Here is a 12,637-nt window from a genome sequence, read left to right on the forward strand (position 1 = left end):
ACCTACACCCATCACAACGCATCAGGCGAAATCGACCTTCAAGGACCGGCTCGACCATTCCCCTCCCTTCCAGGGATGGTAGCAACTTCACGGACCTTGCCGCCGAAGGTCGATTGGGCCTCGACTGGTCTTCACCCCTTGACGCACACCACCTGCTTCAACGTGTGGACGATCTCTACCAGATCGGCCTGCGCCGCCATCACCGCCTCGATCGGCTTGTAGGCGCGGGGTGTCTCGTCGATCACGCCTTCGTCCTTGCGGCATTCGACGCCCGCCGTGTCGGCGATATGTTCGTCGAGCGTCACCAGCTTCTTGGCCGCCGTCCGGCTCATCACCCGACCCGCGCCGTGCGAGCAACTGTCGAACGAGTCCGGGTTGCCCAGCCCGCGGACGATGAACGACTTCGCGCCCATCGATCCGGGGATGATCCCCATCACGCCCTTCGCCGCGCGCACCGCGCCCTTGCGGGTCACCAGCACATTCTCGCCAAAGTGGTTTTCGCGCGTGACATAATTGTGGTGGCAGTTGACCGCCTCCAGCTCCGCCTCGAACGGCTTGGGCGTAACCTTGCGCAGGGCGGCGATGACGTTGGTCATCATCATCCGCCGGTTGAGCGCCGCATAATCCTGCGCCCAGCCGACCGCCTCGACATAATCGTCGAAATGGTCGGTCCCTTCCGGGAAATACGCCAGATCCTCGTCGGGCAGGTTCAGATGCCATTTGCGCATGTCCTGCTTCGCCAGTTCGATGAAGAAGGTGCCGATCGCATTGCCGACGCCGCGCGATCCCGAGTGCAGCATCACCCACACCCGCGCCGCTTCGTCGAGGCATAGCTCGATGAAGTGATTGCCGGTGCCCAGCGTCCCCAGATGCACGAGGTTGTTCGTGTTCGTGAGCCGCGGATGCTTTTCGCACAGCCGGTCGAAACGCTGGACGAGCGTGGACCACGCCGCGACGATCGCCGGTGGGGGCGAGCCCCAGCTGCCATAGTCGCGCTTGCTTCGGCCGACGCTGCGCCCGTGCGGCACCGCCTGCTCGATCGCCGAGCGCACCCCCTCCAGATGGTCGGGCAGGTCGCTTGCCATCAGCGAGGTGCGCGCCGCCATCATGCCGCAGCCGATATCGACGCCGACCGCCGCCGGAATGACCGCGCCCTTGGTCGGGATCACTGACCCCACCGTCGCGCCGATGCCGATATGGACGTCGGGCATGGCGGCGACATGCTTGAAGATGAACGGCATCTGCGCCGCGCGGGCCAGCTGCGCCTGCGCACCGTCCTCGACGGGCACGCCGCGCGTCCAGCTCTTGATCGGCACGCCGCCGGGAACGTCGGTATATTCGTACGTCGTTACGGTCATCGCGACCTCCTTTGAATTTCAGCGCCGGCGACGAGGATCGGCGAGACTTCCGGGTTGCCCCGGGGCGGAGTCGAACCACCTGTGCCGATGTAGTCCCGCCAGCATTCGCCAGCTTGATATGTCACGGCGACGAGGATTGACCGGACGTCTCCTGCTCTACCGCTGAGCTACCCGACCGAAGCCGGAGCGGGATTCGAACCCGCGACACGGGGATTAGCAGTCCATGTAGTCCGGTCGGCATTCGCCGTGTTGCAATGGGCCGTGGCGACGAGAAATGGCGAGACGTTGAGCGACCTTGAGCTACACTCCCATGGCGGGATTTGAACCCGCATCTCCCGGTTGCCCGGGCGCTCTACTCTCCGGTCTGTCGTGGGATGTAGTCCCGCCGGCATTCGCCACGGCCTTCCTTCAAACCTCCGTTTCGTTGACCAGTTCGACCCAGTCGCGCACTTCCCCACCGGCAAAGCGCGCGATCGTGTCAAACACCGCGTCGGAGAATCCCCCGACATTCAGGATCTCCGGCCGCCCCGCCGCCTGGGTGGTCCCATGCGGCTGGATATCGACGCAGACGAGCCGCGCATTCGGGTTGCGGCGCTTCAGCCGATCCCATTCGCGCATCGTCGCCGTCGCGCCGTATCGCGTCGCATCGACCCACGATTCATTGTCGGAAACGATGACGACCAGATCGACCTTCGCGCCTTCCCGGTTGAGCCGGGCGAGTGGTGCCGACACCATGGTGCCGCCCCCACCCACCGCCGCCAGTCTGGCCGCATTGACGGCGAGACGGGCATGCGGATCGAGCGCGAGATCGACGACGTCGACCTCGAAGGGCAGCACGCGCGCCTGACGGTTGGTCCGCAGCATCGCCGAGGCGACCAGGGCCGCCACGTCGACGCACCGCACCGCCGTCGTCGCGCCCTTGCGGTAGCCGGTGACCGGCGACTGCATCGAACCCGAGACGTCGGGGCAAATCACGACATGGCCCGCGACGACCGGCACCTTGACCAGCGATGCTTCGAGCGCCGTCTCCAACGCTGCCTGTGCCGCGAGCGGCACCCCGTCCCCCACCGATCGCAGCGCAACCAGCAATTGATAGGGCAACACCCCCGGCGCCGGCTGCGCCAGTCGGGTCGCCACCGCCTCGGTCACCCCCGCCACCCCGAACGCGCCGTTGCGCGCCAGCGTGTTGAGGTTGATCCGCAGCGCCTGCCACCCCATCCGCGTCGCCAGCTCGCCCCATTGCTCCGCAGTCAGCGGAAAGGCGGTGAGCCATTCGAACGGCACCGGCGGCAGCGGCAGCGACGTATCGCGCTTCCACGCCTCGAAGGCGGAGATCTCGACTGGCAAAGCCGTGAGGTCGTATGGCTTGCCGATCAGCCAGCCATAAAAGGCACGCCGCGACGCGTCGGCAGGCTTCGGGTGGACCATGCGGACGATGTCGGCGAGGCTGGGGTCGTTGCCCGTTGCCGCCGCCATCAGGTCGCGCATCGATGCCCCTTCCAGCCACTGCGTCACCAGCCGCTTCGGACGCGAGCCGAGCGACGTCCGCCCGACCTGTCCGGAACGCAGGATCTGCACATAGCTGCGCAGCATGCGCCCGGTGTCGATGACCCGGCCGAACACCGGCACCGCGAGGTCCCGGTCCGCGACCGTCAGATAGGCGGCGAGCAGCGCCGGCATATCCTTCATCGCCCCCGACCGCCGCGCATAGACCGCGGCCCTGGCGACGAACGCCGGATCGCAGGCCCGCGTTGCCGTCAGCGCCTCGACGAGATGCGTGTCGGCACCTGCGTAGACGCTGTCGGCCAGCGTACCGGTCGCGGCAAGCTGCGCGAGCTTCGCCTCGGGGCCATAGGCATAGGCCGCCGCGCCTTCGCGGTTCACCGTATCGGTGCGCGGCAACAGCCTTGCCACCGCGCTCGCGAACAATCCCTTGTTGGCCATCGTCCAACTCCTTCCAAAACCGGTCAGGACAGCAGAACCTGCGACCTCCCGCTCAAGGCGAGCGCTCCGTGCAGACCGAGCCAATCCCTGTTCGCTTCGGGGCGGTCGGCCCATTCCGACCGCCCCTGCCGCGTATCGGACCGACCATCACAGGCGATCCGATGCAAGATACATTGCGAAAGGCGTGCCAGTTTTGGATCACCACGTTGCGAAGCTATAATTCTACAGCTTTACATATACTTATAGGATTAACTCGAATCTGGTGGCGCGATCGATCTTTGAGGCTTCAAGTCATTTTACGATCGACAGAGATCGCATCTTATCCTACAGGATAGGGATGCGCCCTACCGTCGTCATCGGCTTTCTCGGTTCTACGCTGGACGCCAGCAAATTCGGCCCGTCTCGCTGGTCGAAATGGCGACCGACCGTAGGACTGACGATGCACGCGGATCTCCGCGTCGATCGGCTGGTCCTGATCCACGGGACGCAGCATCAGCGGCTGGCAGACTATATCGTCGAGGACGTCGCCTCGGTGTCGCCCGAGACGCGGGTCGAACCGCAGCTCCTCGACTTTGCCGATCCTTGGGACTTCGAGGAAGTCTACGGCAAGCTGCTCGACTTCGCCCGCGCCTACTCCTTCGACCCGGAGGCGGAGGAGTATCTGATCCACATCACCACCGGCACGCACGTTGCACAAATCTGCCTGTTCCTGCTGACCGAGGCGCATTTCCTGCCCGGCCGTCTGCTTCAGACTCAGCCGGAGCGCGGGGTCGGTGGGGCCGCAGGACGGTGGAACGTCATCGACCTCGACCTGTCGCGGTACGACAGTATCGCGACCCGCTTCGCCGCCGACAGTGCCGAGAGCACCAGCTTCCTGAAATCAGGCATCGACACCCGCAACGCCGCTTTCAACGCGATGATAGACGAGATCGAGCAGGTGGCGGTCCGGAGCCGTGCGCCGCTGTTGCTGATGGGGCCGACCGGTGCGGGCAAGAGCCAGCTTGCCCGGCGCATCTACGAACTGAAACGCGTCAAACGACAGGTGAAGGGGCCGCTGGTCGAGGTGAATTGCGCAACGCTGAAGGGCGATAGCGCGATGTCCGCCCTGTTCGGCCACCGCAAGGGCGCCTTCACCGGCGCGGCCGCCGACCGTGCGGGCCTGCTGCGCACCGCCGATACCGGCGTCCTGTTCCTCGACGAGATCGGCGAACTCGGCCTCGACGAGCAGGCGATGATCCTGCGCGCGATCGAGGACAAGCGCTTCCTTCCCGTCGGCGCGGACAAGGAGGTGGAGAGCGATTTCCAGCTGATCGCCGGCACCAACCGCGACCTCGCCACCTGCGTTGCCGAAGGAAGCTTCCGCGACGATTTGTACGCGCGCCTCAATCTGTGGACCTTCACGCTGCCCGGCCTTGCCCAACGGCGCGAGGACATCGCCCCCAATCTCGACTATGAACTCGACCGTCACGCCGAGCGGGAGGGCGACCGCATCGCGTTCAACAAGGAGGCGCGCGAGCGGTATCTCACCTTCGCCACCGGCCCCGATGCGCCGTGGTCGGGTAATTTCCGCGATCTCGCCGCCAGCGTCACCCGCATGGCCACGTTCAGCCCGGAAGGCCGCATCAACCTCGATTGCGTCGCCGCCGAGATCGCCCGGCTGAAACGGCTGTGGCGCGGCGGGACGGAAGCGGGCGACGACCTTGCCACGCTGCTCGCCCCCGCGCAGATCGAGACGCTCGACCCGTTCGATCGGGTCCAGCTGGCGCATGTCGTCGCCACCTGTCGCGCCAGCCGCTCGCTGTCCGATGCCGGCCGCACGCTCTTCGCCGCCTCGCGCCGCCAGCGCAGCTCGATCAACGACGCCGACCGGCTGCGCAAATATCTCGCGCGCTTCGACCTCAGCTGGACGCAGATCGCCGGGTAAGCTTCCTCGTCGTCCGTCGCTGCGTACTGGACGTCGCGTCCGTCTGCGGCGTGAACAGAACCGCGCTGCTCGCCTTTGCCGCGGCGCGACGGCATGCTTGGTCGGGCTCGCAGCTTGGCCGTATGGCCACTGCGGTCTCGTCTTTGGGAAGCGGCGTGGATCATGCGGTCAAGGCAGAACCCGGCTGGCATGTTCCGGCGCTGGCAGCCAGCATGTCGACCGCCGGCCGAACAGCCGATACCGGTTGCGGGCGATCCATCGATAGATCCGGTCGCGAACCGCGCGCGGTATCAGGCTTGCCGCTCCCGCAATCCGCCACGGCCAGCCAAGCCCGGTATAGATCGCGATGACCGCATCGCTGTCGCGCAGAACGTGATCGCCATCGACGACGAGGATGGTGTCGGGGTCGGTCGGATCGATGCCGTGCGCTTGGAACAGCGCCGTTCCGGCCTCACCCTGCATCGCGGCCAGCCGGAATCGGTGCAGGCGATCGTGGCGGAGAATGAAGCGGGCGTTGGCGGAGCACAGGACGCACTGCGCGTCGAACAGGATGATCGGGCCGTCAGTCATCGCTCCGCTCCATGCGGCCGGTGTAGCGGATGATCCGGCCGAAGGGCCAGAGGTCGACGGGCACGTCGAAAACATATCGGCCGTCGTCTTCGGTTTCGCGAGCGTGGCAGTGCGGGCGAAGACCGGACGGCAGCGGGAGACCCAGAAACCGAAAGCCGATCAGGTCCAGCCGGAGCGCGCCGTCCTGCACCGACACCCGGAAGATGTTGGTCGCCATGCCCATCCGTTCGACCATCAACCCGTCGCGATCGACAAGCGTGCTGCGATAGCGGCGTCCGGCGAAATCGCGGTGCCAGTGTTCGGCGGTGCCCCGCCGCTCGAACCGGACCGTCACCGGGATGCCGGTCCCGGCAGCGGGCAAGCGCATCATGCGACAGAGCAGGCGCGCCAGCGGGTTCATATTTGCCTCGACCTGCGCCATGCCGCGCCAGCACTGGTCGATCGGGCTGTCGTGCGCCTCCCGCAGAACCGGTGGCAGATCATCGATCGCGGACCCGAGCAGACGGCGGAACAGAGGCTGGGTCACCATGCGATCTCCGGTTTGGTCACCATCAGCCAAAAGATGACGAGCACCCCGATAAACGCGGGCCAGCCAAGGAGGAACCACGTCCGCGACAGCTGGAAATAGCGCGCCGGCAACGGCAGGTCCGCCGGGGTGGCGTCGGCGATGCGGCGCATCCGGATCTGGATGCCGACCACCGGCAGCCAGCACGCGCCGACCATCAGGTACAGTGCGATCGACGCTGCCAGCCAGCCGGTCGTCAGCGGAAAGCCCGCGATCTGCGCCAGCCATACGCCGGTTACCGGCTGGACGATGACGGCGGGGGTCGTGAACAGCCAGTCGGCGAGAACGACATTGCGGTTGACCACCCGCCGCGCCCCCGCGTCCCCCGAGCGGTTCGCCATCCAGCCGTGGAACGCGGTGCCCAGCCCGGTGCCGAACAACAGCGTCGAGCTGAGGATATGGACGGTCTTCAGCAGCAGATAGTCAGCCATGACGGATCTCCAGCGCATGGACGGCAAGCGACAGGGCAAGGACAGCGATGTTCTTGGCGAGCGCGCCGAAGGGATCGGCCCAGAGTTCGGGCGCGATATGGGTCAGGATCAGCGTATAGGTTGCCATCAACCCGATCCCCGCGAGCGCGGCACCACGGATGCGCAACAGGATCGCCGCTCCGATCGCGATGTCGGCCAGCGCGCCGGCCCATAAGGCCGTCGTCGCCGCACCGCCCGACAGGCCGACCCGCGCCAGCCACGCCAGGTTCGTCGCGGACGGGGTGACCAACAACGGCACCGCCCCACCAGCGAACCAGACCAATGCAAGCGCGACGGCAAGGATTGGTACCACGGGTGCAAGCCGCGCCGTCCGCAAATCGCTGCCGGTCGCCGGACGACGGGCCAGGGCCTGCGCGATCGGCGCTGGCCGGTGTCCGGTGAGGGCAACAAGCGGTTCGACGCAGGCCGTGTTGCCCGCCGCCAACATCGCCATTCCCTCCCTCGTCACCGGTCCGATGCCAAGTCGAGCGACCGCGGCGATCCACCACCGCGGCAGCGCCACCCGGATCGTGTCCGGAAGGCCGAGCCAGCCGCGCAGGATCGTCACCACGCCTTCCGTAGTCATCGCCTCGGGGCCGACCGCATCGATCCGCACCGCCAGTGGCAGCGGCGCGCGCAGCAGGCGAACCAGTATCTCGACCAGATCGTCGACATGGATCGGCTGGACCAGACCATCGGCGGAACCCAAATCCGGTGTGACCGGCAAGGCGGCGAGCGTGGTGAACAATGCGCTGCTCTGCCCGCCATGGCCGATCACCAGCGACGGGCGGACGATCGCCCAACCGATCGCGGTTCCCATCGCCGCCAGATGATCGTCGGCAGCGGCCTTGCTTCGGTGATAGGCGCTCGCGGCATCGGCCACCGCACCCAGCGAGGAAATCTGGAGCACGCGACCAACGCCGGCGGCGCGGCAGGCGTCGAACAACGCGATCGGTCCACCGGCATGGACATCCGCATAGCCCCGGTCGTCGCCGAACAGCCCGGCGCAGTTGACCACCGCGTCGACGCCCGCCAACCGCTCGCGCCAGTCGTCCGCGCAGTCGGTGGCGAGGTCACAGCGGATCGCCGCCGCCCCCGGCAAGCGTTGCCGCAGGCGATCGGGCGACCGGCCGGCGGCGGTGACGCGGACGCCCTCCGCCACCAGCCGGGCGGCGAGGTGCCGCCCGATAAAGCCGCCCGCACCGACGATCAGGACATGCATCACCTCTGCTCCCGTCAAGCGGCAGCGCGGGGGGTGCGGCTCCACACCGCAAAGCCCATCCCGATTAACGCCATCAGCACGCCGACCAGCGCGCTGGTCATCGTCCCCTGGACCAGTTCGGTCGGATCGGTGGCGATGCCGCGCCACGACACGAACAGCATCGGCGTCGCGACCATCATCACCGTAGACCACACCGTCCAGAAGCGCGAGCGCTCCTCGGTGCCGCATAGTTCGGCGAGCAGGATCGACAGCGGTCGCCAGAGCGTCACGACGGCCAGCAGCGCGATCAGGCCGGTCAGCGCATAGGTTACGAGCAGGGCTGCGATGGGCAACAACATGGTTGGTCTCCTTCGATGCCGGACGATGATCGCCCGGCCTGCAAGGCGCTTTGCGAATGGCATGCCAATTGCCACGGATGGCGGAAATGCGTGGCTTTCCGTCCATAAGGGAGCGCGCAATTGTCAACGCCGTGAACGGAACAAGCTGCTATGCTGTCAACGATGGATATAGCTGTCGGTCTCTTCGCCTATGTCGGTGCGCTGTCACTGACCGCGATCGCCAGCGCGGTGCTGGCGCTGTTCGTCGCGCTCCGCGCGCGGGCGGTGCCGGGGTCGAGCCTGCTCGCCGCGTTTCTGCTCGGCGTCGGCTTTTGGAGCGTGGCGCAGATGCTGCCCGCGCTGCTGGGGCCGGCGGCGACACCGGTGACGGCGACGCTGATCGCGCTGTCGCCGCTGCCCGCGGCGGGGTTTCTGCATCTGGCCTTCGCTTTCGCACTGTGCGGCATGGTGCGGCAGGTGGCGATTGCGGGCTATGCGACCGCGGCGTTCGCGGCGCTGGTCGGGCTGGTCTTCGGCGTCGGGGTGGTGGTGCCGTGGCACGGCTTTCCGGGGATGTTCGTGCCGTCGGTCGTCGGCTGGTGCGTGCTGGGACTGGCGGGACTGTTGTCGGTCGCCGGGCATGTGCGGCTGGCGCAGACGTGGCGCGAACAGGACGGCGCGCATCGGCGGCAGGCGGGGGCGGTGTTCGTGTCCAGCCTGATCGGGCTGGTCGCGCTGACCGGCTTCGCCTTTCCGGCGATCGGGATCGATGCCTATCCTTGGCCGGTCCTGCTGCTGCCCTTCTATTCGGTCGCGCTGGTCTATGGGATCGTCCGGCACCGGTTCATGGCCGCGGATATATGGGCACGGCGGGGGCTGGTGTGGCTGATGCTGGTCGCCGGCGCAGGCGCGGCGAGCGCGTTGATCGCGTCGCTGCCGCTAACGCTGGCGGGGCGTCCGGCGGGGTTATTCGCGACGTGGGCGGCGTTGGCCGCGACGCTGGCGCTAGGGTTAGCCATCCTCACCCCGCTCAAGCGGCTGGCCGACCGCGTCGTCTTCCCCGGCGGCCGGATCAGTGAGGCGGACGTGGCCGACTGGCGCGACCGGCTGGCGGAAGCGCCGGACGAAGCTGCACTGGGCGACGTTGCGCGCGGGTTGCTGCGCCAGCGGCTTAACTTGCCCGTCGACGGTCCGACCTTGGCCGTCGCAGGCGAGACGGTTGCATTGCAAGGTTGGGATGACGCCCCGACCGCCACCCGTCACGTCGCCGAACGCTTCGCAGGTCTGGTGGCGGAAAGCGCCCGTCGCCTGACCACCGCCCGTCGCATGGTCGACGCCGAACGCGAGGCGCGATTGGCCGAGTTGGGCGCGCTGGCGGCGACGGTCGCGCACGATTTGCGCAACCCGCTCGGCATCGTTCAGATGGCCGCGACCGGTGCCCCGCCTGAGGTCCGCAGCGAGATCGGCGAGCAGGTGGCGCGGATGAACCATCTCGTCACCGACATCCTCGACTATGCCCGCGCATGGACGATCGTTCCGCAACCGCTGCGCGTGGTCGACCTTATCGCGTCGTTGGGCGTAGAGGCGGAGGTGCCCGATGGGCTGATGGTGACGGCGGATCGTCACGCGCTGCTGCGCGCGCTGACCAACCTCGTCGACAATGCCCGCGCGCTCGGCACCCGCGTCGCGATCGTCGTGGAGGCCGGGCCGCCGGTCACGATCGACATCTGCGACGACGGCCCCGGCATCGCGCCCGAGATCCGCGACAGCCTGTTCCGCCCCTTCGTCTCGCGCCGTCCGGGCGGCACCGGCCTTGGCCTCGCCATCGTCCGCCGGATCATGGAGGCGCATGGCGGCACCGTTACGCTGACCGAGCGGCCCAGCTGGTCGACCTGTTTCCGCCTTACCTTCGGAGCGTCCCGATGATCCTGCTCGCCGATGACGAACCCGCGTTCCAGCGGCTGACCGGCGCGTGGCTGCGCGGGCTTGGCCATGACGTCGAGGTCGTCGGCGATGGCGACGCTGCGGTCGCAGCGTTCAGGGCCAGACCTGCCGATCTGGTCCTGCTCGACCTCGCCATGCCGCCGCACCATGATCCGGCGGCCGGACTGGCGCTGATCCCGTCGTTCGCGCCTGCGGCCGTGGTGGTGATGACCGGCCATGCCGACCATGCGCTGGCGCTGAAGGCGGTCGAGGCAGGCGCGTGGGATTTCCTCGCCAAGCCGGTCGACCCCGATCTGCTCCGCATCGTCGTCGCCCGCGCGCTGGAACGGGCGCGGCTCGCACGCGAGGTCGCCACGCTGCGCGTACAGGCCGGGGCAGAGGAGGATATGGGGCTGGTCGGCACCTCGCCCGCGATGGCGGGCTTGCGCGACCTGATCCGTCGCGTCGCGCCGACCCGGCTCCCCGCGCTGATCCTGGGGCCGAGTGGCACCGGCAAGGAACTGGTCGCGCGCGCGATCCACGCCGCCTCGCCCCGCGCCGCCCGGCCGCTGGTGCCGATCCATTGCGGCGCGGTCCCGGCCGAGTTGCTGGAGAGCGAGTTTTTCGGGCACCTGAAGGGCAGCTTCACCGGTGCCGCCGCCGACCGCCCCGGCCTGATCGAAACCGCGCATGGCGGCACGCTGTTCCTCGACGAGATCGGCGAGATGCCGGCCGCCATGCAGGTCAAGCTGCTGCGTTTCCTCAACGACGGCAGCTACCAGCCGGTCGGTGCCCGCGCCCCGCGCGAGGCGGACGTGCGGGTCGTCGCCGCGACGCATCGAGACCTGACCGCTGCGGTGGTCGACGGCAGTTTCCGCGAAGACCTGTTCTACCGTTTGAAAGGCGTCGTGTTACGCACGCCGTCGCTGGCCGAGCGAGCGACGGATGTCCCGCTGCTGGCACGACTGTTCCTGCGTCGGACGAGCGAAGGTCGGGCCGGCTTCTCGCCCGATGCGGTCGATTGGCTGGCGGCGCGGGCATGGCCCGGCAACGTCCGCGAATTGCGCGCGGCCGTCGAATGCGCCGCCGCCCTGGCGATCCCGAGCGCGGCGGGCATCGTCGTCACCGCCGCCGACCTCGCCTTCGCGGCCGGCGACGCGCCGTCGATCGTGGAGAGCGTCGCGGCCATCGCCCCGCAAAGCCTCGAAGAAGAAGTCGCTGCGCTGGAGCGACGCCGTATCGTCGAGGCGCTCCAGCGTACCGGACACAACCACACCCATACCGCCCGCGAACTGGGCCTGTCGCGCGTCGGGCTGCTCAAGAAAATGGATCGGATGGGGTTACGCTGATCGCTGCCGAATGACCCCAACCGTACCGTCTCGCTCCGCCCAGCCATTGCCACGGGGTATCGACGCGCGACCGGCTGGTCCTTCGTTAGAAGGTCGACCATCTGGTCAGGATTTGTTCTCGCTGACGCCAAACGCAGTTTTCGACGCCACCAATAGACCACGCTGCGGGGGGTGGCATTCTAGATGGCTAGTATCGGGGACTATCTGCACCGACTGGGGTCGACTTACGCAGCTCCGATGGCCGACCTCCCGTCAAGCCACGGAAAACCGTCGTTCTACGTGCCCTTAGCTGGGGCAATCAGCGATTGGCTGGGGCGGCAGGATTCGAACCTACGAATGCCGGTACCAAAAACCGGTGCCTTACCGCTTGGCGACGCCCCAGCGACCGCGGCTGGCGCGGTGGAGGGAGGCACTAGGGGGATTGTCGATGTTGTGCAACCGGGATTGTGCGGGAAACCTGTGCGCTCTGGGTCGTTGAGGCGGGGCATAGTCAAGAAGGAAAGCCGATGTCCGACAAGAGCCCCACCGAAATCCGCGAAGCCATGTGGAAGGCGATGGCGGCCAGCCCTTATGTCATGCTCGGGCTGACCGGAAAGCACCAGCATTCCGAACCGATGTACGCCGTGCTCGACGAGGACGCCGACAGCGAATTCTGGTTCTATACCAAGCGCGACAACCGGGCGGCGGAAGGTGGTCCGGCGATGGTGCAGTTCATCGCCAAAGGACATGACCTGTTCGCCTGCATCAGCGGCACGCTGACCGAAGAGACCGACACCGCGTTGATCGACAAATATTGGTCGAAGCAGGTCGAAGCCTGGTACGAGCAGGGCCGGCAGGACCCGTCGCTGCTGATGCTGCGCTTCGATCTCGACAGCGCCGAAATCTGGGAAACCGATCAGTCGCTGCTCGGCAAGCTGAAGATGTTCACCGGCCAGACGATCAAGGGCCGCGACGAGGCGGGCAGCCACGCCAAGGTCGACGTTTGAACGAAAAAG

Annotated in this window: 11 protein-coding genes and 1 tRNA gene; 4 read left to right on the forward strand and 8 right to left on the reverse strand. The window is 67.3% G+C overall.

Features of this window, described 5'->3' with window-relative positions; translation table 11 throughout:
* Positions 1–131: 131 nt before the first annotated feature.
* Together ASE70_RS15515 and ASE70_RS15520 are read right to left on the reverse strand one after the other, a co-directional pair.
* Entirely contained in the window at positions 132–1,358 is a 1,227-nt protein-coding gene (locus tag ASE70_RS15515; protein WP_056506669.1) for an RtcB family protein, read from the reverse strand.
* 408 nt (positions 1,359–1,766) lie between these two features.
* Complete coding sequence (locus ASE70_RS15520) at positions 1,767–3,302, reverse strand: vWA domain-containing protein (RefSeq protein WP_056506672.1); 1,536 nt, start codon at positions 3,300–3,302, stop codon at positions 1,767–1,769.
* Between the two features lie 337 nt (positions 3,303–3,639).
* On the opposite strand from ASE70_RS15520, the gene rtcR reads away from it, so the two are divergent.
* Positions 3,640–5,226, forward strand: a complete 1,587-nt coding sequence (rtcR, locus tag ASE70_RS15525) for an RNA repair transcriptional activator RtcR (RefSeq protein WP_056506675.1) — start codon at positions 3,640–3,642, stop codon at positions 5,224–5,226.
* A gap of 168 nt (positions 5,227–5,394) precedes the next feature.
* On the opposite strand, the gene ASE70_RS15530 is transcribed toward rtcR, so the two are convergent.
* Genes ASE70_RS15530 through ASE70_RS15550 form a run of 5 tightly spaced genes read right to left on the reverse strand, consistent with a single transcriptional unit; the run spans position 5,395 to position 8,391 of the window.
* Complete coding sequence (locus tag ASE70_RS15530; RefSeq protein ID WP_056394844.1) at positions 5,395–5,796, reverse strand: thiol-disulfide oxidoreductase DCC family protein; 402 nt, start codon at positions 5,794–5,796, stop codon at positions 5,395–5,397.
* Positions 5,789–6,325 carry a DUF4166 domain-containing protein gene (locus tag ASE70_RS15535; RefSeq protein ID WP_056394842.1) on the reverse strand — a complete coding sequence of 179 codons (537 nt, stop codon included), beginning with the start codon at positions 6,323–6,325 and terminating at the stop codon, positions 5,789–5,791. Before ASE70_RS15535 ends, ASE70_RS15530 begins: the two co-directional genes overlap by 8 nt.
* Positions 6,319–6,792 (reverse strand): DUF2269 family protein, encoded by a 474-nt coding sequence (locus tag ASE70_RS15540; RefSeq protein WP_056506679.1) that lies wholly within the window; start codon positions 6,790–6,792, stop codon positions 6,319–6,321. The genes ASE70_RS15535 and ASE70_RS15540 overlap by 7 nt, the downstream gene beginning before the upstream one ends.
* Positions 6,785–8,053 carry an SDR family oxidoreductase gene (locus ASE70_RS15545; RefSeq protein WP_056506681.1) on the reverse strand — a complete coding sequence of 423 codons (1,269 nt, stop codon included), beginning with the start codon at positions 8,051–8,053 and terminating at the stop codon, positions 6,785–6,787. The genes ASE70_RS15540 and ASE70_RS15545 overlap by 8 nt, the downstream gene beginning before the upstream one ends.
* Before the next feature lie 14 nt (positions 8,054–8,067).
* Positions 8,068–8,391 (reverse strand): hypothetical protein, encoded by a 324-nt coding sequence (locus tag ASE70_RS15550; protein ID WP_056506684.1) that lies wholly within the window; start codon positions 8,389–8,391, stop codon positions 8,068–8,070.
* Between the two features lie 162 nt (positions 8,392–8,553).
* Here ASE70_RS15550 and ASE70_RS15555 point away from each other — a divergent pair, with 162 nt between their 5' ends.
* Positions 8,554–10,296, forward strand: a complete 1,743-nt coding sequence (locus tag ASE70_RS15555; RefSeq protein WP_056506888.1) for a sensor histidine kinase — start codon at positions 8,554–8,556, stop codon at positions 10,294–10,296.
* The gene (locus ASE70_RS15560; RefSeq protein WP_056506686.1) at positions 10,293–11,642 is read left to right on the forward strand and encodes a sigma-54-dependent transcriptional regulator; all 1,350 of its coding nucleotides are present in this window, start codon (positions 10,293–10,295) and stop codon (positions 11,640–11,642) included. Before ASE70_RS15555 ends, ASE70_RS15560 begins: the two co-directional genes overlap by 4 nt.
* A gap of 306 nt (positions 11,643–11,948) precedes the next feature.
* Here the strand turns inward: ASE70_RS15560 and ASE70_RS15565 are convergent.
* Positions 11,949–12,023: transfer RNA gene (locus tag ASE70_RS15565), tRNA-Gln, on the reverse strand.
* A 125-nt stretch (positions 12,024–12,148) separates the two neighbouring features.
* Between ASE70_RS15565 and ASE70_RS15570 the strand changes: the two genes are divergently transcribed.
* Positions 12,149–12,628 carry a pyridoxamine 5'-phosphate oxidase family protein gene (locus ASE70_RS15570; protein ID WP_056506690.1) on the forward strand — a complete coding sequence of 160 codons (480 nt, stop codon included), beginning with the start codon at positions 12,149–12,151 and terminating at the stop codon, positions 12,626–12,628.
* The last annotated feature ends 9 nt before the right edge of the window (positions 12,629–12,637 follow it).

The organism is Sphingomonas sp. Leaf22, assembly GCF_001421715.1.
In the GTDB taxonomy this organism is placed as follows: Bacteria; Pseudomonadota; Alphaproteobacteria; order Sphingomonadales; family Sphingomonadaceae; genus Sphingomonas.

Bases quoted from the DNA above. Each gene is read 5' to 3' on its own strand.
- ASE70_RS15515 (WP_056506669.1), bottom strand. From the start codon at position 1,358: ATGACCGTAACGACGTACGAATATACCGACGTTCCCGGCGGCGTGCCG.
- ASE70_RS15545 (WP_056506681.1), bottom strand. From the start codon at position 8,053: ATGCATGTCCTGATCGTCGGTGCGGGCGGCTTTATCGGGCGGCACCTC.
- ASE70_RS15540 (WP_056506679.1), bottom strand. From the start codon at position 6,792: ATGGCTGACTATCTGCTGCTGAAGACCGTCCATATCCTCAGCTCGACG.
- ASE70_RS15520 (WP_056506672.1), bottom strand. From the start codon at position 3,302: ATGGCCAACAAGGGATTGTTCGCGAGCGCGGTGGCAAGGCTGTTGCCG.
- ASE70_RS15535 (WP_056394842.1), bottom strand. From the start codon at position 6,325: ATGGTGACCCAGCCTCTGTTCCGCCGTCTGCTCGGGTCCGCGATCGAT.
- rtcR (WP_056506675.1), top strand. From the start codon at position 3,640: ATGCGCCCTACCGTCGTCATCGGCTTTCTCGGTTCTACGCTGGACGCC.
- ASE70_RS15530 (WP_056394844.1), bottom strand. From the start codon at position 5,796: ATGACTGACGGCCCGATCATCCTGTTCGACGCGCAGTGCGTCCTGTGC.
- ASE70_RS15560 (WP_056506686.1), top strand. From the start codon at position 10,293: ATGATCCTGCTCGCCGATGACGAACCCGCGTTCCAGCGGCTGACCGGC.
- ASE70_RS15555 (WP_056506888.1), top strand. From the start codon at position 8,554: ATGGATATAGCTGTCGGTCTCTTCGCCTATGTCGGTGCGCTGTCACTG.
- ASE70_RS15570 (WP_056506690.1), top strand. From the start codon at position 12,149: ATGTCCGACAAGAGCCCCACCGAAATCCGCGAAGCCATGTGGAAGGCG.
- ASE70_RS15550 (WP_056506684.1), bottom strand. From the start codon at position 8,391: ATGTTGTTGCCCATCGCAGCCCTGCTCGTAACCTATGCGCTGACCGGC.